This window comes from Gordonia sp. NPDC003950 (genome assembly GCF_053605205.1).
In genome coordinates this window covers 33,186-53,545 of the sequence record NZ_JBSGIT010000016.1, presented here as the reverse complement: position 1 = coordinate 53,545, position 20,360 = coordinate 33,186, and the positions used below count along the sequence as shown (strand labels likewise).

General features: G+C 66.8%; 14 protein-coding genes. 4 read left to right on the top strand and 10 right to left on the bottom strand.

The features are described 5' to 3' along the window. Positions 1–8: 8 nt before the first annotated feature. Genes ACWETB_RS15285 through ACWETB_RS15250 form a run of 8 tightly spaced genes read right to left on the bottom strand, consistent with a single transcriptional unit; the run spans position 9 to position 10,784 of the window. Entirely contained in the window at positions 9–2,465 is a 2,457-nt protein-coding gene (locus tag ACWETB_RS15285; RefSeq protein ID WP_452212034.1) for a GcvT family protein, read from the bottom strand. A 55-nt stretch (positions 2,466–2,520) separates the two neighbouring features. Next, on the bottom strand, positions 2,521–3,369 hold the full coding sequence (gene purU / locus ACWETB_RS15280; protein WP_449742498.1) for a formyltetrahydrofolate deformylase: 849 nt from the start codon (positions 3,367–3,369) through the stop codon (positions 2,521–2,523). Next, positions 3,366–3,971, bottom strand: coding sequence for a sarcosine oxidase subunit gamma (locus ACWETB_RS15275; RefSeq protein WP_449742499.1), 606 nt, complete (start codon positions 3,969–3,971; stop codon positions 3,366–3,368). The genes purU and ACWETB_RS15275 overlap by 4 nt, the downstream gene beginning before the upstream one ends. Continuing rightward, complete coding sequence (locus tag ACWETB_RS15270; RefSeq protein WP_452212032.1) at positions 3,964–6,780, bottom strand: FAD-dependent oxidoreductase; 2,817 nt, start codon at positions 6,778–6,780, stop codon at positions 3,964–3,966. Before ACWETB_RS15270 ends, ACWETB_RS15275 begins: the two co-directional genes overlap by 8 nt. After that, a complete protein-coding gene (locus ACWETB_RS15265; RefSeq protein WP_452212030.1) occupies positions 6,777–7,112 on the bottom strand; it encodes a sarcosine oxidase subunit delta in 336 nt (111 codons plus the stop codon). Before ACWETB_RS15265 ends, ACWETB_RS15270 begins: the two co-directional genes overlap by 4 nt. A 42-nt stretch (positions 7,113–7,154) precedes the next feature. Next, positions 7,155–8,399 carry a sarcosine oxidase subunit beta family protein gene (locus ACWETB_RS15260; RefSeq protein ID WP_452212028.1) on the bottom strand — a complete coding sequence of 415 codons (1,245 nt, stop codon included), beginning with the start codon at positions 8,397–8,399 and terminating at the stop codon, positions 7,155–7,157. 10 nt (positions 8,400–8,409) lie between these two features. Continuing rightward, a complete protein-coding gene (locus ACWETB_RS15255) occupies positions 8,410–9,456 on the bottom strand; it encodes an FAD-binding oxidoreductase (RefSeq protein WP_449742732.1) in 1,047 nt (348 codons plus the stop codon). Beyond that, positions 9,453–10,784: an aromatic ring-hydroxylating oxygenase subunit alpha gene (locus ACWETB_RS15250; protein WP_449742503.1), complete on the bottom strand. Its 1,332-nt coding sequence runs from the start codon at positions 10,782–10,784 to the stop codon at positions 9,453–9,455. The genes ACWETB_RS15255 and ACWETB_RS15250 overlap by 4 nt, the downstream gene beginning before the upstream one ends. Before the next feature lie 426 nt (positions 10,785–11,210). Between ACWETB_RS15250 and ACWETB_RS15245 the strand changes: the two genes are divergently transcribed. The 4 genes from ACWETB_RS15245 (at position 11,211) to ACWETB_RS15230 (ending at position 16,912) form a co-directional block, all read left to right on the top strand. Next, entirely contained in the window at positions 11,211–12,593 is a 1,383-nt protein-coding gene (locus ACWETB_RS15245; protein WP_449742504.1) for an L-serine ammonia-lyase, read from the top strand. A gap of 274 nt (positions 12,594–12,867) precedes the next feature. After that, positions 12,868–13,131 (top strand): hypothetical protein, encoded by a 264-nt coding sequence (locus ACWETB_RS15240; RefSeq protein WP_452212025.1) that lies wholly within the window; start codon positions 12,868–12,870, stop codon positions 13,129–13,131. A gap of 503 nt (positions 13,132–13,634) precedes the next feature. After that, entirely contained in the window at positions 13,635–15,389 is a 1,755-nt protein-coding gene (locus ACWETB_RS15235; protein ID WP_452212023.1) for a SulP family inorganic anion transporter, read from the top strand. Then, the gene (locus ACWETB_RS15230) at positions 15,386–16,912 is read left to right on the top strand and encodes an ATP-dependent DNA ligase (protein ID WP_348809287.1); all 1,527 of its coding nucleotides are present in this window, start codon (positions 15,386–15,388) and stop codon (positions 16,910–16,912) included. The genes ACWETB_RS15235 and ACWETB_RS15230 overlap by 4 nt, the downstream gene beginning before the upstream one ends. 8 nt (positions 16,913–16,920) lie before the next feature. On the opposite strand, the gene ACWETB_RS15225 is transcribed toward ACWETB_RS15230, so the two are convergent. Together ACWETB_RS15225 and ACWETB_RS15220 are read right to left on the bottom strand one after the other, a co-directional pair. Continuing rightward, positions 16,921–18,786, bottom strand: coding sequence for a putative nucleotidyltransferase substrate binding domain-containing protein (locus ACWETB_RS15225; RefSeq protein ID WP_452212020.1), 1,866 nt, complete (start codon positions 18,784–18,786; stop codon positions 16,921–16,923). A 4-nt stretch (positions 18,787–18,790) separates the two neighbouring features. Continuing rightward, a complete protein-coding gene (locus ACWETB_RS15220; protein ID WP_452212018.1) occupies positions 18,791–20,356 on the bottom strand; it encodes a GMC family oxidoreductase in 1,566 nt (521 codons plus the stop codon). Positions 20,357–20,360: the final 4 nt, after the last annotated feature.

Below are 20,360 nucleotides of genomic sequence, written 5' to 3'. Positions count from 1 at the left end.
GGGTTGTCCTACTTCCGGATTCGATTCATCTGGGGATCGACGACCGGGTCGGCGGTGACGACGGCCTCGTAGGTGTGCTGCAGATAGGCGACCTGAACGGAGGTGCCGTCGGCGGTGTCGGTGGGCAGCCACGCATAGGCCAGGCATGCGCCGAAGGTGGGTGACCAGCCCGCGCTGGTGACGTAACCGCGAACGGTGCCGTCGACGCTGACCGGTTCCTTGCCGAGGACCACGGCGGCGGGGTCGGTGAACGCGATGGTACGCAGGGTAACCGACGATTGCCGTTCGGCAAGTGCGTCTTTGCCGATGAAGTCGTCCTTGGTCATCCGCACCGCGAAACCCAGACCGGCGGCGTCGGGGGTGTGCTCGGTGGTCATGTCGGTGCCCGTCGACCGGTAACCCTTCTCGATGCGCAGCGCGTTGAACGCGATACGGCCGGCCGGGATGATCTGCTGGTCGGCGCCGGCGGTCATCAGCAGATCCCACAGGCCGCGTCCGTACTCGGCGTCGGTGTAGATCTCCCAACCCAATTCGCCGACGTAGGACACGCGCATCAGCGTCACCGGGATCGACCCGATGGTCGTGGCCACGCAGCGGAAGTACTTCAGGCCGTCATTGGTGAGGTCGGTGGGGGTGTGCGGTGCCAGTACGTCGCGGGCCAGCGGTCCCCACAGGCCCAGACAGCAGGTGGCGCCGGTGATGTCGCGCAGGGTGACGCTGCCGTCGGCGGGGAGATGCCGGCTGATCCAGTCGAAATCGATGGGGCCGTTGGCGCCGATCTGGAACACGTTCTCGGCGAGGCGTGCCACGGTGAGATCCGAACGCACACCACCGTTCTCGTCGAGCATCAAGGTGTAGGTCACCGACCCGACCGACTTCGCGTGGTTGTTGGTGGTCAGCCGCTGCAACAGATCCAGCGCACCGGGACCGGCGAGTTCGTAACGGGTCAGTGGCGTCATGTCGTACAGGGCGACGTGACTGCGGGTGTGGGCCGCCTCGGCAACCGCGATCGGCGACCAGTGCCGCGCCGACCACGAATCCCGTTGCGGGATGGTCATTCCGTCGGCGACGAGTGCGTCCAGCACATGCCGGTTCGACTCGAACCAGGCGGGACGCTCCCACAGGCCGGCCTCCCAGAACTCGGCGCCGAGCGCGGCCTGCCGGTCGTAGAACGGGCTGGTGCGGACCTGCCGGGGTGCCTTGCGCTGATCGTGCGGGTGGATGACGTCGTAGACCTCGACGAAGGACTGTGAGCTGGTGGTGAGGATGAAATCGTCGGTGAGGGCCGCCGTTTCGAAGCGGTACAGGTCGAATTCGTGGGTGTCGACCGAGGGCGTGCCCTCGACCAGCGTCTCGGCCAGGGTGCGGGCGATGCCCGCGGAGTGGGTGACCCACACGGCTTCGGCGACCCAGAATCCGGACAGGTCGCGGTGCTCGCCGACCACCGAGTGCCCGTCGGGTGTGAAGGAGAAGATGCCGTTGAATCCCTCGTCGACCTTGCCGGTGGCCAGTTCCGGGATGAGGCGGGTGGTCTGCTCCCAGGCCTCGGCGAAGTCGTCGGGGGTGAACATCAGTTTCGACGGCATCTCGTCGAGGGAGATCGTCGAATCGTAGTCGAGGGCAGTGACATCCGACGGCATCGGACGGTGACCGTAGTAGCCGATGCCGAGGCGGTCGCCGTGTTCGCGGTAGTAGAGGTCGTGATCCTGGTGGCGCAGGATGGGCAGGGATGCCTCGGCGAGTGCGGAGTTGACGCCCGCACGGGATTCCAGGGGTGTGGTGTAGGCGTACTGGTGGGCCATCGGCACCAGTGGGATCGTCAAACCGACACGCCGTCCGAACTCCTTGCCCCAGAATCCGGTGCAGCACACCACGATGTCGGCGTCGACGACGCCGGTGGCGGTACGCACGCCGCGCACCTCGCCGTTCTCCTCGACGACGTCGATGACCTCCTGATGCCCGACGAATCGGGCACCGCGGCTTGCGGCGCGGGTGGCCTGCGCCTCGACGGCGCGCATCGCCTTGGCCAGCCCGTCACGCGGGGTGAACAGGCCGCCGACGATGAGGTCGGGGTCGAGGAGCGGGTACTTGGCGGCGCACTGCTCGGGCGTGAGGAGTTCGTGGTCGACGCCGCGGGAGGCCGCCCAACCCGCCTTGCGGTGCAGGTCGCCCCACCGGACGTCGGTGGTGGCGACCTCGAGTCCGCCGACGTGGTTGAAACACCAACCGTCGGGGTGTTCGAGCGCAGAGAACTTCTCGCAGGTGTAGGAGGCGAGTTCGGTCATGGTCTTTGACGGGTTGGTGGCGAAGACGAGACCCGGTGCGTGCGAGGTCGATCCGCCGGTGGCGAAGAGGGGGCCGCGGTCGAGGACGGTGATGTCGGTCCAGCCGCGCGCGGTGAGCTCGTCGGCGAGGGAGGTACCGACGATGCCGGCGCCGACGATCACGACTTTCGGTGTGCTCATGGGAGGTCTTTCTGGTGGGGGTGCGGATCACGCGGGTCGGGGCGGTGGGAGTGGCTCAACTGAACACCACCGTGCTGGTGCCGTTCATGAGGACACGGTTCTCGCTGTGCCAGCGCACCGCCCGGGACAGCGCCAGGGCTTCGGCGTCGCTGCCGACGGTGGCGAGCCGCCGGGGGTCGTGGGTGTGATCGATGCGGATCACCTCCTGCTCGATGATCGGTCCCTCGTCGAGGTCGGGCGTCACGTAATGGGCTGTGGCGCCGACATATTTGACGCCGCGCTGATGTGCCTGGTGATACGGCTTGGCGCCCTTGAATCCGGGCAGGAAAGAGTGGTGGATGTTGATGGCGCGGCCACGCAGGGCAGTGCAGGTCTCGTCGGAGAGGATCTGCATGTAGCGGGCGAGTACCACCAGGTCGGCGTTGTGGGCGTCGGTGAGTTCCAGGAGCCGGGACTCGGCCTGCGCCTTGGTGTCCGGGGTGACCGGCACATGATGGAACGGAAGGCCGGCCGAGGTGGCCATCGGTTCGAGGTCGGTGTGATTGGACACCACGGCGACCAGGTCACCGCCGAGTGTGCCGGCCCGCCAGCGGAAGATGAGGTCGTTGAGGCAGTGACCGAGCTTGGAGACCATCACCAGGATGTGTTGCGGTGACTGGTCGTTGATCTCGAACTCGGCGCCGATGCCGGCGGCGAGGTGATCGAAGGCGCGGGTCATGTCCGCCGCGCTGGATTCCCGAGCGGAGGCGAATTCTGTTCGGACGAACAGGGTGTGGGTGACCGGGTCGTCGTACTGCCGGTGATCGAGGACCTCGCAGCCGTGACTGTAGAGGAACGACGAGACGGCGTGCATGATGCCGCTGCGCGACGGGCAACGCAGGGTGAGGATGAAGGTGGTGGTCATGAGCGTGCGCTTTCTGGGCTGGTCACGTACTCCACCGACGCGTCGACGAGCCAGTGGGCGAGGTAGTCGGCGAACGACGTGCGAACGAACACCGCGAACTGCGGATCGGTCTCTTCGTCGCCGGTGCAGTTGCGGTGCAGAATGATTCCGGCTTGCGCGAGTAGCGTCTGCGCGGCCTCGTCCGGTCCGAAGGACTCCGGATGCAGATCGATGGCGCAGCCGTGGGCGAGGATGGTGGTGGCGAATCGACCGCCCAGGAGGAGTCGGGTGCGCTGGCCGGTGGCGTCCATCAGGTACACGCCGGAGGTGTCGGTCGGCTTCGATGCGATCTCGGCGAGGTAGTCGTGACCGGTGACGCCGGGACGACACAGCAACCATTCGTCCGGTCCGAGCCAGATCGCGACTTCGTCGTCGGCGCGACGGACCTGGCATGCGGCGGGAAGGTCGAGTTGGGCGATCACGGTGGCGTCGGTGGTCCGCACGACGACCTGCGCGACCGGTGATTCCGCGAGGAGAATGGCCGGGGCAAGGGTGGAGAATCTGTCGCGCCACCGTGCGAGTGGCGAAACCGGTTGCAGGGAGGTAGAAGTGGCGTCAGCCATCGCGTCGGGCTCCTTCGGGATCGACGAAAACTGGTGAGGTGACCTCGACCTCGATCAGGCGGTCACCGACGGGAACGTCGAGGCGGGTACCGATCAGGTCGCGACCACCCTTGACGAGGGCGAGGGCGAACGGTCGGCCAAGCTCGGCGCTGAGGTAACCGGAGGTGACGTGGCCGAGCATGGGGATCGGAGGTGGCGGCAGGAGGCGATCGGCGCAGTGCGCGATGATCTGCGATCCCTCGGGGAGTTTCGTCTGCCCGTCCACGGGGAGCAGCCCGATCAGATGCTTGCGCAACGGGTCCTGATTGGACGGCCGGGAGAAGGAGCGCTTGCCGATGAAGTCGGGCTTCTTCTTCGACACCACCCAACCCATGCCCAGATCGTGGGGACTGACCGTGCCGTCGGTGTCCTGCCCGATGATCGGATAGCCCTTCTCCGCGCGCAGCACGTGCATGGTCTCGGTGCCGTACGGGGTGATGCCGTGCGGTTCGCCCGCGTCGATCAGCGCGCGCCAGAGAACCTCGGCGTACTCGGCGGCGACGTTGACCTCATAGGCGAGTTCACCGGAGAAGCTGACCCGGCCGATCCGTATCGGGACGCCCCGGTACGTGGTGTCGCGCCAGTCCATGAAGGCGAAGGCATCGTTGGTGACGTCGAGGTCGTCGAAGACCGCGCCGACGACGTCGCGCGAGCGTGGGCCGACGACGGGGAAGGTGGCCACGTGATCGGTGAGCGAGGTGGTGAACACCTGCAGATGCGGCCATTCGGTCTGATGCCACTCCTCCATCCAGTCCAGGATGGCCGCGGCGTTGCCGGTCGTGGTGTAGACGGTGTAGCGGTCTTCGGCGATCCGCATCACGGTGCCGTCGTCTTTCACCATGCCGTCGGGTCCGCACATCACGCCGTAGCGGATCTTGCCGATCTTCAGGCTGCTCATCAGGTTGGTGTAGAGAATGTCGAGGAAGGCGGGTGCGTCGTGGCCGGCGACGTCGATGACGCCGAGGGTGGAACCGTCGAGGATTCCGACACCGGAACGCACGGCGGCACATTCACGAAGCACCGCGGTGTCCATGTCCTCGCCTCCGCGTGGATAGAAACGGGGCCGCTTCCACGCTCCGACGTCCTCGAAGACAGCGCCGCGGTCCATATGCCACGCGTGCAGCGGTGTACGCCGGATCGGATCGTAGAGGTCACCGCGGTCGCGGCCGGCCAGCGCGGCGAAGGACACCGGTGTGTACGGCGGCCGGAAGGTGGTGGTGCCGGCGTCGGAGACGTCGATACCGAGAAGCTCGGCGACGATGCCGGAGGCCACGACACCGGATGTCTTCCCCTGATCATGCGCGGTACCAATGGTGGTGTAGCGCTTGACATGTTCGACCGAGGACATCCCGGCCCCGACGGCGCGTTCGATGTCGGCGACGGTGGCGTCACGTTGCAGATCGACGAACGAGATCGTGGGGTCGGCCTCGGGGACGCGCCAGTAGGTGGCCGTGGCCGCGGGGGTGCGGTCGACGGTACGGGGAACGACCCGCAACTCCGGAAGCGGAATCCGAAGCGAGCGTAGGGCGGCGAGACCGGCGCGTCGGCCGTCGGTGAGGCACGACCCGATCGTGAGCAAACCTGCTGCAGCACCCGTGATCTCGACGCCGGGGAGCGAGCCCGTCGGCAGGAAGGCGGCCGCGGCGGCGTCGAAAGCAATGGTTCCGCGGAGCTGACTCCACAGGTGGGCGGCCGGATTCCAGCCGCCGGAGACCAGGACCGTGTCGCAGTCCAGGCGGGTGCCGTCGCGGAGTTCGACACCGCTGACATGCTCGGTACCCAGCGCTGAGGTGACGGCGTCGCCGGTGCGGATGGTGATGCCGCGGCGGGAAGCGGTGTCGTGCAGATCGTCGGACACCTGGGTTCGGACGTCGACGATGGCGGAGATGGTGACGCCCGCCTCGGCCAGTGCGAAGGCATCCGCATAGGCGGCGTCGCCCGCGGTGAACACGACGGCGCGGTGTCCGACCAGCACTCCGTGGCGGTGGAGGTAGTCGGCGGCGGCACCGGCGAGCATGACACCCGGAAGATCGTTGGCGGCGAACATGATCGGACGCTCATGGGCACCGGTCGCGACGACGATGCGGCGGGCCCGGATGCGGTGGATGCGTTGGCGGGAGATCTCCGGGGCGTCGTCGACACGCTGCAGGTGGTCGGTGCGGCGCTCGACTGCGAGGACGAAACCGTCGTCGTAGGCGCCGAAGGCGGTGGTACGTTGCAGGCGGGTGACGGTGGGTAGTGCATCGATTTCGGCGAGAGCGTCGGCCACCCACGGCGCGCCGGGAGTGATGCCGCCGGCCTCGGGGCGTTCGTCGACGAGCATGACGCGTGCTCCGGCGCGCCCGGCCATGAGTGTCGCCATCAGACCGGCGGCACCCGCGCCGACGACGAGCACATCGGGATGATGGTGCAGGGAATCGTAACGGGCCGCGTCGATGTCGGCGGAAAGCTTGCCCCGCCCGGGGACGCCGTGCGCCACCATTCCGGGGCACAGTTCGATGGTGGTGGCGGGCACCATCGGTTCGCTGTACGGGGCGTCGATGCCGACCTGTGCGGTGGCGTCCTCGGACCAGGAACCGGTGATGCCGCGAACGCGACCGAGGTTGACGCTGCTGGTGATGGTGTGAATACCGTTGGCGAGCAACGCGGATGCGAGGGTGTCGCCGGCGTATCCGGAGTAGGTGACGCCGTCGAAGACGAAGTCGATCGGCCGGGTGCGGTCGATGCGACCGCCGGTGGGGATACGCATGCCGGTGAGTGAGCGGGTCATGAGAGGGCCTCGGAGGTGGCGGCCGCTGCAGTCGGGGCAGATTCGGTGGGGGCCGATGCAGTGGAGGACGATGCGGTGATCGCTGATGCGGTGGGTCCGCCGGTGAAGGCGTAGGTCACGGTGTCGCGGGTGATGGTGAACCATTGCCGGCATCCGGCGCTGTGGCACCAGCGTTCGGCGAGTGCACCTTTCGGGTTGGGACGGTAGAAGAGGTAGGCACCCCAGTCGGCGTCGTCGAGGTACTCCGGCTGTGCCGGGTAGGCGATGCCGGCGGCGGCACCGTAGTGGAATTCGATCTCTTCACGCGGCCCGCAGTGGGGGCAGGGGATCATTTGCATGAGGTTCTCCGTGCTGGGATGGGCTGAGAGAGTTGGCTAGTGGGCGACGGCTGCGGCGCCGTGTTCGTCGATGAGTTCGCCGGTGGTGAATCGTTCGATGGTGAACGGGGCGTTGATCGGATGCGGTGTGCCGGTGGCGATGGTGTGGGCCAGGCACCAGCCGACCGCCGGTGTGGCCTTGAAACCGCCTGTACCCCAGCCACAGTTGACGAACATGTTGTCGTACGGGGTGGCTCCGAGGATGGGGGAGGCATCGGGGGTGACGTCGACGATGCCGCCCCAGGTGCGGAGCAGTCGGGCGCGGGCGAAGATCGGGAACAGTTCCACGGCCGCGGCCATCTGCCGTTCGATGATGTGGAAGGCGCCGCGCTGGCCGTAACCGTTGTAGGAGTCGACGCCTGCGCCCATCACCAGTTCACCCTTGTGCGCCTGGGACACATACACGTGCACGGCATTCGACATGACGACGGTCGGGTGGATGGGTTCGAGGAGTTCGGAGACCAGAGCCTGCAGCGGGTGACTTTGCAGGGGGAGGCCGAAGCCGAGTTGGTCGGTGAGGGTGGAGGTGTGGCCGGCCGCGCAGAGTGCCACGGTGCCCGCGCCGATGCGTCCGCGGGTGGTATTGACGGCGGTGACGGTGCCGTCGGTGGTCTCGAAGCCGGTGACCTCGCAGTTCTGGATGATGTCGATGCCGGCGTCACTGGCACTGCGGGCGAAACCCCAGGCGACCCAGTCGTGTTTGGCGATTCCGCCGCGGGGCTGGAACGTGGCGCCCATCACCGGGTAGCGGATGCTGTCGGCGGTGTTGACGATGGGGCAGACCTCGGCGACCTGTTTGGGATCGAGCCATTCGGCGTCGATTCCGTTGAGCCGGTTCGCCTCGACGCGGCGGATGGAGTCGCGGACGTCCTGTTCGGTGTGGGCGAGGTTGAGTACGCCGCGCTGGCTGAACAGGATCGGGTAGCCGAGTTCGTCCTCGAGTCCCTCCCACAGCTTGAGGGAGTGCTCGTAGATGCCGGCGCTCTCGTCCCACAGGTAGTTGGACCGGATGAGGGTGGTGTTGCGGGCCATGTTGCCGCCGGCCAGCCAACCACGTTCCAGCACGGCGACATTGGTGATGCCGTGATTGCGGGCCAGGTAGTGGGCGGTGGCCAGGCCGTGTCCGCCGCCACCGACGATGACGACGTCGTAGGTGGGTTGGGGATCGGGGTTGCGCCAGAGGAAGTCGGGGTGCTCGGGGAGTTCGGCGCCGGGAGCGGAGCGAGCGGGCTGGGTGTTCATGGTGTGGTCCTCAGTAGTCGATCACGACGGGGGAGATGGGTTCGGAGCAGCAGAGCAGGATCTTCCCCTGTTCGATTTCGCGTCGGCGGATGCCGCCCTGGTGGTTCATGACGACGTCGCCGGAGACCTTGGTGACCTTGCAGGAGCCGCAGAGGCCGACGCCGCAGGAGGAGGGGAGGGTGACGCCGGCGGCGGCCGCGGCGGCCAGGATGGTGCTTCCGGCGGTGACGGTGACGCGGCGGGCGCGTCGGGTGAAGTCGACGGTGACTCCGTCGGCGTCGTCGGCGCCGGGGGTGGGGAGGACGAAGCCGAAACTCTCCTCGTGGATGTGGGCGAGACTCGCCCCGGAGGCGACGAGTGCGGAGCGCACGCCGCTGCGGAATTGCCCAGGGCCGCAAAGGAAGACCTCGCGGGCGGCCAGGTCGGGGCACATCCGCAGGAGGGTGTCGGCGTCGAGTCGGCCGCGGTGTCCGGACCAGGCGGCGGTGGTGTCGTCGTCGGAGAGGCGGGTGAGGGCGAAGGCGACGTCGAGACCGGGGTGGGCGATGGACAGTTCTTCGAGTTCGGCGCGGAACGGGATGTCGTCGAGGGTGCGGGCGCTGTGGATGAAGACGATGTCGGTTTCGTCGCCGGAGCGGTAGGGGTGATCGGTGGTGCCGTCGGTGGCGGCGCGCACCATCGACATGACGGGGGTGATGCCGCTGCCCGCGGAGATGAACAGGTAGCGTTGTGCGCCTTTGCCCATGTAGCTGAACCGGCCGACGGGGCCGCTGGCGGTCATGGTCATCCCAGGGGTCATGTTGTCGTGCAACCAGTTCGACACATGCCCACCGGCTTTGCGTTTGACGGAGATGGACAGGGTGTCGGGTCGGGTGGGGGGTGAGGAGATGCTGTAGCAGCGTTGGACGGTTCGGCCGTCGATGGTGACGCCGATGGTCAGGAATTGGCCGGGGTTGAACACGAAGGTGTGCGGTTCGACCGTGCGGAAGGTGAAGGTGGCCATGTCTCGGGTCAGGGGGACCCGGTCGATGCAGATCAATAGGTGCTCACTCATCAGGCACTCTCCGCAATACCGGTAACCGGCTGGGGGAGTCCGAGATTGGTGCGCAGTGTGGTGATGTACCAGTTGATGAAGGCTTCGACCTGGAACTCCGACGGTCCGTAGGGACCGGGGACGTAGGCGGGGTCGGCGATGCCCTGGTGGGCGAGGGCGACGAGGTCGGCGTCCTGCTGGTTGGTGATCTCCCAGACGCTGGTGAGATGGTCGAGGTCGTAGTCGACGCCTTCGACGGCGTCTGCGTGGACGAGCCAGGTGGTGCGGACGAGGGTGTGGTCGGGTGCCACGGGGATCACCGAGAACAGCAATGCGTGGTCACCGGTGATGTGCAACCACATGTTGGGCTGCAGGTGCATCGACAGTCGGCCGAGCCGGCGGTCGGGGAGGTCGTCGGTCAGGGGTCGGGTACAGGCGATGGTGCCGTCGAGGGTGAACGATTCGCCTGCAAGGTCCATCGCTTCGCGTTCGATGTGAAAACCGGTGGGGCGCGTGTCGAGTTGCTGGATTCTCGGGTAGGGAAGTCCGAGTCGGTCCCATGTCTGGATCATCTCGGCGGTGGCGTGGCGGTAGCGTTCGGTGACCGGTTCGAGGCGGTCGGGGACGGCGTCGGTGTCGCTGTAACCCCAGACGGGGAAGAAGACGTTGAGCAGTTCGGGGTGTCCGCCGCAGTGGTAGCACTCGCGGTTGTTCTCCATGGCGAGTTTCCAGTTGCCGTTCTCGATGAGGTCGGTCTGCTTGGCGACCTTGGCCTCGGCGATCCGGTGGGGGGCGAGGTAGGGCTCGACGATGGCGGCGACGTCGTCGATGTCGGTGGGCGGTTGCTCGGCGAGGCAGATGAAGACGAGGCCGGCGATGACGCGGACCGCCACGGTACGGAGGGAGAAGCAGGTCTTGTCGAAGTCGGGGGCCTGGGCGTCGGCGAACATCAGCCGCCCGTCCATGCCGTAGGTCCACGAGTGGTAGGCGCAGACGATGGTTCCGGTGGAGCCGTTGGGGTCGGTGAGCAGGCGTGCACCGCGGTGGCGACAGACGTTGTGGTGGGCGCGGACCACGTCGTTGTCGTCCCGGGTCACGATCACCGATCGGCGGCCGAAGCTGATGGTGACGTAGTCGCCGGGTTCGGCGATCTCCGCCTCGGCGGCGACGAAGATCCACTGTTTGGAGAAGATCTCGTCGATGTCGCGGTCGAAGAAGTCCGGTGAGGTGTAGAACGCGGCGGGCAGACTCTCGCCGGCGACACGTCTGACGATCAGGTCACGGGTGTCGGGGTCGAGAGAGTCGCGGGGTGTTGCCCGGTCGGTGGAGCCGGCGATGAAGTGTGCGGTCATCGGCGTGGAAAGCCTCTCTTGGCCAGCGTATTTCGCATGTGATGATGTGTGATGTTGGCCACAACCGGATCGTCGGCGACCGGATGTGTGGAGTGACTCTCGAGCAGAGAATCGATGTTGCGTATTGCGCAACGCTGCGCACGCTATGCAACAAGTGTGGGGGTTTGGGGTTGCGATGTCAACCGCGGTGTGTCACCTTTTCCGTGGGAGCCGACGCAGCGACGACGGAGTTCCCGATGACAACGACACCTCGCATCAGGCCAGGTCATACGCCATCGACGTGCGCGGGCGATGACGCTACGCGCGCAGCCGACGGAGCAACCACCCACGTTGCTTTCCGTCCCGTTCTCGTTCCCGACGAAGTGGGAGTTGCGTCGTCGGAGTTCCCTTCCACCGCCATTCGCCTTGTTTGGAGATGTGACGTCCATGTGTGTCAGTGTTTTCGATCTGTACTCGGTGGGGATAGGACCATCGAGTTCGCACACGGTGGGTCCGATGCGGGCAGCGGCGCGGTTCGCGTCCGAGGTCGCCGAGCGTGGCCTGCTCCTCGAGTTGGCCGATGTCGAGGTGGACCTGTTCGGGTCGTTGGCCGCGACCGGCGCGGGCCACGGAACCTTCACCGCGGTTCTCCTGGGGTTGGAGGGTCACCGACCGGAGGCGATCACCTCCGAGGTCAAGGATCACGCGCTGGCCCGCATCGCCGCGACGGGTCGCGTGCTGGTTGCGGGGTCGGTCGACCTGCCGTTCACCGTGGCGGACATCGGACTTCACGGTGACCGATGCCTGCCACGCCATCCCAATGCCATGGAGTTGCGGGCACTCGGTGCGGATGGCGAGGTCCTTGCTCGGGAGGTGTACTACTCGGTGGGTGGTGGATTCGTTCTGGCCGAGCATGATTCGCATGCCGATGGCGGCGCCGGCGAGCCGGAGTACGCATACCGCAGTGCCGAGGAACTGTTGGACATCTGCACCCGGGAGAACCTGGCCATCAGCGAGGTGGTCTGGGCCAACGAGGCACGGGACCGTTCCGCCGACGATGTGTACGCGGGCCTCCTGGATATCGCTGCGGTGATGGACGACTGCGTCGAACGTGGAATGCGCACGCAGGGAACGTTGCCCGGCGGGCTTCGTGTGGCACGACGTGCGCGGCAATGGCACGATCGGCTGATCGCCGACGATCCGTGCAGATCGGCCGAGTTCGCGGAGGACTGGGTGAACCTGGTGGCGCTTGCCGTGAACGAAGAGAATGCGGCCGGTGGGCGGGTGGTCACCGCGCCGACGAACGGTGCGGCCGGGATCATTCCGGCGGTCCTGCACTATGCCCGCAACTACACCAAGGCCGGACGAGGCGATCGTGACGATGTGACCGTGCGATTCCTGCTGACGGCCGGGGCGATCGGCGGGCTGATCAAGGAGCGGGCCTCGATATCCGGAGCCGATGTGGGCTGTCAGGGGGAGGTCGGGTCGGCGGCCGCCATGGCAGCCGCCGGACTCGCCGAAGTGCTCGGTGGCACGCCCGCCCAGGCGGAGAACGCGGCCGAAATCGCGATGGAACACAGCCTCGGCCTGACCTGCGATCCGATCGGTGGCCTGGTACAGATCCCGTGCATCGAACGCAATGCGATCTCCGCCGGAAAGGCGATCAATGCGGCTCGAATGGCGTTGCGCGGAAACGGCAGTCATCATGTCAGCCTGGATCAGGTGATCGCCACCATGCGCGCCACCGGTCACGACATGCATGCCAAGTACAAGGAAACCGCCACGGGCGGGCTGGCCATCCATGTGCCGCTGAGTGTGGTGGAATGCTAGGAATCGGGCGTTGCGCACCGCCGTCGGGCAGCCCTCGAACCTCCGAACCTAGTGGCGGATCGCATGATTCACTGTGGAGTTCTCAAGATACCCTCCCGCTGGTCGAGTAACCCGAGGAGCGAGGGCGTATCCGCGGGCCGCGCTTGTCGAGGTCGAGACCTCGTAAGTCGAGGCTGGAACGCAAGTCCTCATGCCGCACCCGTTAATCCATCCAGAGTCATGGTTCTGCGGTGATACGGCCGTAGCGGTCGTCGTTGTGGGTCAACACTTTCCGGTGGGATCAACCAGGGTGGTGGTCGGATCCCGCGATCCGCGCATCGCAGGACAAATACGTGCCGACGCGCTGGAGGTCATCCTCGACACCGCCGCCCGCGCCGCCGCAGGTGAACACAGCGACGACGGGCCACGCGTGCCCACCGAACTGGTCAACCTCACCATCCCCACCGGCACACCATCCTTGGCGTCACTGGCATTCATGGGATCGGTCACCAAGCCACCGCCCGCAAACTGTGCTGTGATGCCACGATCGGCGTCATGATCGTCAGCACCGACGAAGTGCCACTGTCACTCGGGCGTAAGGGTCACTATTCTGAATACTGGTGCTGTGCATAATGTTTGGTCTGTGGATAGCTCGTTGTCGGTGGGCTCTCGTTGTCGGTGGGGTGTGGTATAGCGCATCGCTTTCGCGGGAGGTGCTGTGGTGGTGAGTATTCCAGCGACACGTCGCCTGGCCTCGACCTCGACAAGGTCCGCCCGGCGGACTCGGACTTCGCCGGCGCCGGCGTTTCGTCCGGCTCGACCGACGGGATGGGCGGGCTCGATCGTAATTACCTGCGCTGTCAACGGAATTGCGAGTGCGTTTACCGGAATCGTGAGCGCTGTCAGTGAGGGGGCGGGCGCTGTCAGTGAGAGGGAAGGCGCTGTCAGTGAAGTGCCGAGCGCTGTCAGTGAGGGGGGCGCTGTCAGTGGCAGGGAGGGCTGTCAGTGAGGTGGTGGCGCTGTTTGCGCCGAGGAGGGGCTCGTTGGGGATAGCCTGTGACAATGAGCGGAAGGACTGTCCTGTCGCGGCTGGCGCCGCCTGCGTTTGCCGGGTATCGGCGGCAGTGGCTCCGCGCCGACATTCTGGCGGGGATCACTCTCGCGGCGATCGCCATTCCGGAGTGCATGGGCTACAGCTCGATTGCGCAGGTACCGGTGGTGGCGGGGCTCTATACGATCATCCTGCCGGCGGTCGTGTTCGCCTTCATCGGATCGTCGCGGCTCCTGGTGGTCGGTGCGGACTCGGCGACCGCCGCCCTGCTGGCGTCCGGTATCGCGGGAATCGGTGTGGTGGGCCTCGTGCCGAACTCGACGGCGTGGCTGCAGTGGGCGTGTCTGATCGCCATCGTGACCGGGGCCCTGCTCGCCATCGCGCGGTTGCTGAGGCTCGGCTTCCTCGGCGACTTCCTGTCGACCGCGGTGCTCATCGGATTCCTCGCCGGAACCGGGATCACGGTCATGACCGGTCAGATCCCCGGGATGCTGGGATTCGAGGGGTACGGCGACCGAATCTGGCAGCGCTGGTGGAACATTGTTCGCCATCTCGGTGACATCAACTGGGGTGCTGCGGCATTCGCGGGCATCACCCTCGCGCTCCTCATCGGTGGTGTGCGACTCGTGCCGCGCTTTCCGGTGGCGGTTGTGGTCGTCATCTGTTCCATCGTGGCGGTGGCCGTGTTCGGGTGGTCGGAACACATCCCGGTGATGGGCACGGTGCATGCGGGATTGCCGAGCTTCGGGTGGCCCCACGGGATGGGGCTGGGCGACGTGGTCACGGCGACGACGGTGGCCCTGGGGTGCGCGCTCGTCGTCCTCACCCAAAGCGCGGCCACCGCGCGAAGTTTCGCGCAACGGCACGGTCAGAACGCCGACATCAACCGGGACATCCTCGGGCTCTCGGGTGCCAATCTGATCGCGGGATTCAGTGGGACGTTCGTCGTCAACGGAAGTCCCACCAAGACCCAACTGCTCGACGAGCAGCATGGCCGCACCCAGGTGGCGAACCTGACCATGGCCGCCATCACCTTGGCTGTGGTGGTGTTCTTCGACGGTGCACTCGCCGACCTACCGCACGCCGTGCTGTCGGCGATCGTGTTTCTCATCGCGCTCCGGTTGATCGACGTGCACCGGTTCCGACGGGTCTGGCATGTCCGCCGTATCGAGTTCGGCATCGCGATCCTGACCGCGGTGATCGTTATCGTCTTCGGTGTTCAGGTCGGTATCGTGGCGGCCATGGCGGTGTCGCTGCTCGAACTCGTTCGACGTCAGTACAGTCCGCAGCGTTTCGTCATCGGGGTCGGGGCGCGCGGCAGCCGACGCTACGAGACCGCCGAACCCGGCCGCCAGTCGCTGCCCGGCCTCATCGTCTTCCGGTACGACGCGGACCTGTTCTACGCCAACGCCGGACGATTCGCCGACGACGTGATGGCACTGGTGAAAGGCGCGCCGGAACCCGTTCGGTGGCTGGTGCTCGACACGACGGTGATGACCGACGTCGACTACTCGGCATCCACCGTCCTGGAGGACCTGATCCGGTACATCCACTCCGACGGGGCACATTTCGTCCTCGCCGGTGTCGATCCCGAGTTGCAGGAGACGCTGCAGGCGGAGGGCATCCTCGCCGTCCTCAACCCCGACCACGTCTTCTCGACTGTCGGGGCGGCGTTGCGCGCCTACGTGGCCGAGTTCCCGGACGCCGCACCACCCGACGGTGTACTGCCGCACCTGGACAGTGATCACCCCGAGGAACCGGCGTGAGGTTCGCCGATGTGGTGGCCACCTCGGCGACGGTGGGCGCGACCCGATCACGCAACGCCAAGTCCGCCGCATTGCGAGAGTTGTTGTCGGCGGCGGGACCCGAGGTCCCGCTGGTGGTCGCATGGCTGTCGGGCGACATACCCCAGGGACGTCTGGGGATCGGTTGGCGGACCCTGCGCGATCTGCAGGTGCCGCCGGTGGCGGCGTCGATCCTGACGGTCGAGGAAGTCGACGCCGCCCTCACCCGATTGGCCGCGACCACCGGCACCGGATCGGTGGCCGCACGCGCGGAACTGCTGCGCGGACTGTTCGGTCGCGCCACCGACGACGAGCAGGGATTTCTCTTCCGGCTACTGACTGGCGAACTGCGCCAGGGTGCGTTGACCGGCGTGATGGTCGAGGCGATCATCGCGGTGTCCGGTCAGCCGGCGGCACTGGTCCGACGCGCCCACATGCTCACCGGATCACTCCCCGACACGGCCACGCTGGCCATCGACGGCGGTGCGCAGGCGCTCGGCGACGTCGGCCTGCAGGTCGGCCGTGCGGTGTCGCCGATGCTGGCAACCCCCGCAGACAGCCTGGATGCCGCACTGGCCGACCTCGGGCCGGATCTCGTCGTCGACCACAAGCTGGACGGGGCGCGCATCCAGGTTCACCGGGACGGCGACGACGTCGCGGTGTTCACCCGCACCCTCAACGACGTGACGTCACGAGTGCCGGATCTCGTTGCGGTGGTGCGTGAACTGCCCCTGACCACAGTCATCCTCGACGGAGAGACACTGACCCTGCACGACGACGGTCGGCCGCGACCGTTCCAGGAGACGATGAGCCGATTCGGATCGATGGTCCACACCGATCCGGACGTCGCCGACGAACCCCGACTGCTGCGTCCGTTCTTCTTCGATTGCCTGCACCTCGACGGCGATGACCTGATCGACGAGCCACTCGCCCATCGACTCGACGCCCTGGATTCGGTTGCGGCCCAGCTCCGTATCACCTCACAGCGACGTCCGACGCCGGACGAGGCCAAGGCGGTCCTGGACGCGGCACTGGCGGCGGGCCACGAGGGGGTGATGGTGAAATCGCTGACCGGACCGTACGCCGCCGGCCGACGCGGAAAGTCCTGGCAGAAGGTCAAACCCGTACACACGATGGACCTCGTCGTACTCGGCGCCGAATGGGGATCGGGGCGACGCGCCGGGTACCTGTCCAATCTGCATCTGGGAGCCCGTGATCCGGACGGTGGCGACCCGGTGATGGTCGGCAAGACCTTCAAGGGACTCACCGACGCGTTGCTGCGGTGGCAGACCGAGGAGTTCCCCAGACATGAGGCGCACCGGGATTCGCGCACCGTGTACCTGCGGCCGGAGATCGTCGTGGAAATCGAACTCGATGGGGTACAACGCAGTTCGCGATACCCGGGCGGTGTGGCGTTGCGGTTCGCACGCGTTCTGCGCTATCGGCCGGACAAGACGGCGGCCGAGGCCGACGACATCGATACGGTGCGCGGACTGCTGCGGTAGGGAAAACATCAACCATTGGTCAGGCTTTCGTGCGTACGCACCCGTCGTTGAATGCCGACCACCTCCCGGACCCCCTCGGCGAGCATGCTGCGATCGAGAGGGCTCAGATCGCTCATCACGATGACGTCGGTGGGGGAGTGGCCGGCACGGATCTGCTCGATCTGATGGCGCAGGCGCAGACGCTGGGTGAGGGCGAAGACGTCGTGCAGGATGGTGGCGTCGGCGGCGCTGAGGGTGCCCACGTCCACGGCACTGTGCAGCCGGGCCGGAGTGGGGGCGCAGGTGATTCCGGCGGTGAGGCCGGCCCACCGGGCCAGATTCACGATGGGTGTCACGACGTGCTTTTTGAGATCGATGGTGCCGCCTCGCCGCGACAGGATGTCACGCAGACCGCGGATGCGGGGCCGTCGGGACAACGCGTCGAGGAGTTGTAGGCGCAGCGCTTCGGGATGCTCCGCGCGCATGGCTGCATAGACGGCCGGTGCGGTGTGCAGTGACGCCGGCCCGATGATGACCCGACCGTCGATGAGCAGCGACGACATGATCAGTCCGTGATCGTCGAGAGGTGTGTCGAGCCACTGCCGCGCCGCGCGCCGCCAGTCGTCGGCCGAGCGCGAGAATCGGGTCGTGTAGGCAAGGGCGCCGTTGCTGTCGCCCGGAAGGCCGCAGGCGTCGAGAATGGCGTGGGTGGCCCGTGCCAGTGCACGGTAGGTGTCGGCGTCACCGTCGTTGTCGACCGACCAGCTCAGCGCCGAGTCCACGTCGGAGGAGGGCATCGCCTCACGACGTGCGACGCTGCCCAGCGAGATCCATGAGAAATCGCCGCCGGTGAGGTGGGCGCCGGGAACCTTCTGCGCGGCGAGCTCCACCGCGCGTCGTGCGGTCGTGTCCACCACCAGAGACAGGACACCGCAGGTGGATTCGGCGTCCAGGCCGGAACCGAACAGCTCGTCGGCCAGACGCGGCAGAGCCGCGGTGGCGGTGCGCAGGGCGGAGATGTCGGTGGCCTCGGCGATGGCCCGTTGCGCCGAGCCGCCCCGACTCGCGGCCACCAGCAGATCGGTCTCGGTGAGGACGCCGATGGCACGGCCGCGGGTGGAGAGTACCGGCATGTGGCGGACACCGGCCTCCAGCATCTCCAGCCAGGTGGTCAACGCATACCGATCGGCGTCGACGGCGCGGGCCGGTACCGTCATCACCGCGGACACCGGCACGTCGCCACCCAACCCGGCACCCACAACCCGGTGCGCCACATCGCTTTCGGTGACGATACCGAGGGAACCATCAATCATGTGGATCAGCACACACGACTGTCCGGCGTCCGACATCGCCCGCACCGCATCCGCCACCGCGGTGTCCGCATCGACGACAACCGGGGGCGCCACGACGAGTTCGCCCACTCGGGTGGCGGCCGACCACACCGGTTTGCGCGGTGGACGACCGGTGACCGAGTGACCGGAGATGGTCTGCCACGCGGATTCGGCGACGAACGCCACTCCGGCCCGCTTCTCGAAGATGTCGCGCACCTGATCGGCGGGCAGCCGGATCAGCGTCGCGGGGCCGGCGGCGCGGGCGATGAACCGGACCCCGGGACCGATGATCAGCGGGATGTACCCGAACAGGTCACCGGCGCCGACGGTCTCGAACGATCCGACCGGATCATCTTCCGGCGCAGACAGATCCACCCGGCCGGTCAGCACCATCCACATCGCGTCGGCGGCGTGGTCGCCGTACTCCGCGACGACCTCACCGGCCGCCACCGCCACCACCCGTGCGTGCGCGGCGATCCGCGCCACCTCGGATTCGGTCAATTCCTGAAACGGCGACCGATCGGCCAGGAACGCCGCGATGTCGACGTCGCCGGCATCGGCCATCACCTCACGTCCCGGAGGCGATCAGGTCGGCACACTTCTCCGCCATGGTCATGACGGTGATATTCGGGTTGACCACCGGCAGCTTCGGCATCGCGGAGGCGTCCACGACCCGCAGTCCCCGAACACCTTTGACCTTCAGCGTCGGATCGAGGACGGCGAGCGGGTCGTCGACGGCACCCATCCGGGCGGTTCCGGCAGGGTGGTAGACGGTGTTGTGGGTCTTGTGAATGTAGTCGATGAGGTCGTCGTCGGTGACGGCGTCGGGACCGGGGGCGAGTTCACGGGCCACCCAGTCCTTCAGGGGTTGCTGGTCGGCGATGCGGCGCGCGAGTTTCACCCCGGCGAGCATCACCTGCTCGTCGTGACCGTCCGGATCGGTGAAGTAGCGTGGGTCGACCCTGGGCCGGTCCCGGAAGTCGCGTGACCGCAACCGCACCGTCCCGCGGGAAAGTCCCTGTGTCACATTGGGGGTCAGACAGAAGCCGTTCTCGGTGGTCGGGTAGCCCCACCGAAGTGTGTTCATGTCGAACGGGACACTGCCGTAGTGCATCATCAGGTCCGAATGATCCAGTCCGTCGACGGTGGTGGCGAACAGGCCGATTTCCCACCATTGGGTGGAGTCGGTGACCATCGGTCGGTTCGCCTCCCAGAACACCAGGCCTTCGACATGATCGTCGAGATTCTCACCGACCCCCGGTGAGTCCACCCGGACCGCCACTCCCATCTCCCGTAGATGGTCGGCCGGTCCGATGCCGCTGAGCATCAACAGCTTCGGGGTGTCGATGGCGCCGGCGGTGACGATCACCTCGCGGGCGGCGGTGACCTCGTCGTAGCCGGTCAGATCCGGCCGCAGGAATCGGACGCCGGTGGCGCGTAACTCGTCGTCGATGAAGATCTCCGAGATCCAGCTGTCGGTGAGGACGGTCAGGTTCTCGCGTCGGCCGAGGATCGGATGCAGGTAGGCGTGCGACGATGACATACGTTCGCCGGCCTCGTTGGCATTGATCTGCAACCATCCGGCGCCGTTGAGATGCCAGTCGCCACGGTTGAATGCGACGGTCGGCAAGCCCACGGCGGCAGCCGCGTCGAGAACCGCCTGCCCGCACGGATCGGCCGGTGGCACATCGCGCAACCGGACCGGTCCGGCGTGGCCGTGGGGATACCCCTGGTAGTCGCCGTCGGCAACATTGTTCTCCACCCGCGACACGAAGGGCAGCACACCCTCGGGTCCCCAGTCGGTGGCTCCCATCGCCTCCCAATCCCGAAGTCCTTGGGCCAGTGGCCAGAACGCGATGCACGAGTTGTGCGATGAACAGCCGCCGAGGACCTTGGCGCGGGCGTGCCGCAAAAAACTGTTGCCGCTGGCCTGCGGTTCCACCGGGTAGTCCCAGTCATATCCGGAGTCCAGCAGGTGCATCCACTCCTTGAGCACCAGGATGTTCGGGTCGTCCACGTCGGACGGTCCGGCCTCGATGAGACACACCGTGGTGTCCGGGTTCTCCGACAGTCGCGCTGCCAGAACACAACCGGCGGTGCCGCCGCCGGCGATCACATAGTCGAACGTTGGCATGGCG

Coding starts and splice junctions, on each gene's coding strand:
- ACWETB_RS15285 (WP_452212034.1), bottom strand. CDS start 2,465: ATGAGCACACCGAAAGTCGTGATCGTCGGCGCCGGCATCGTCGGTACC.
- purU (WP_449742498.1), bottom strand. CDS start 3,369: ATGACCACCACCTTCATCCTCACCCTGCGTTGCCCGTCGCGCAGCGGC.
- ACWETB_RS15275 (WP_449742499.1), bottom strand. CDS start 3,971: ATGGCTGACGCCACTTCTACCTCCCTGCAACCGGTTTCGCCACTCGCA.
- ACWETB_RS15270 (WP_452212032.1), bottom strand. CDS start 6,780: ATGACCCGCTCACTCACCGGCATGCGTATCCCCACCGGCGGTCGCATC.
- ACWETB_RS15265 (WP_452212030.1), bottom strand. CDS start 7,112: ATGATCCCCTGCCCCCACTGCGGGCCGCGTGAAGAGATCGAATTCCAC.
- ACWETB_RS15260 (WP_452212028.1), bottom strand. CDS start 8,399: ATGAACACCCAGCCCGCTCGCTCCGCTCCCGGCGCCGAACTCCCCGAG.
- ACWETB_RS15250 (WP_449742503.1), bottom strand. CDS start 10,784: ATGACCGCACACTTCATCGCCGGCTCCACCGACCGGGCAACACCCCGC.
- ACWETB_RS15245 (WP_449742504.1), top strand. CDS start 11,211: ATGTGTGTCAGTGTTTTCGATCTGTACTCGGTGGGGATAGGACCATCG.
- ACWETB_RS15235 (WP_452212023.1), top strand. CDS start 13,635: ATGAGCGGAAGGACTGTCCTGTCGCGGCTGGCGCCGCCTGCGTTTGCC.
- ACWETB_RS15225 (WP_452212020.1), bottom strand. CDS start 18,786: ATGGCCGATGCCGGCGACGTCGACATCGCGGCGTTCCTGGCCGATCGG.
- ACWETB_RS15220 (WP_452212018.1), bottom strand. CDS start 20,356: ATGCCAACGTTCGACTATGTGATCGCCGGCGGCGGCACCGCCGGTTGT.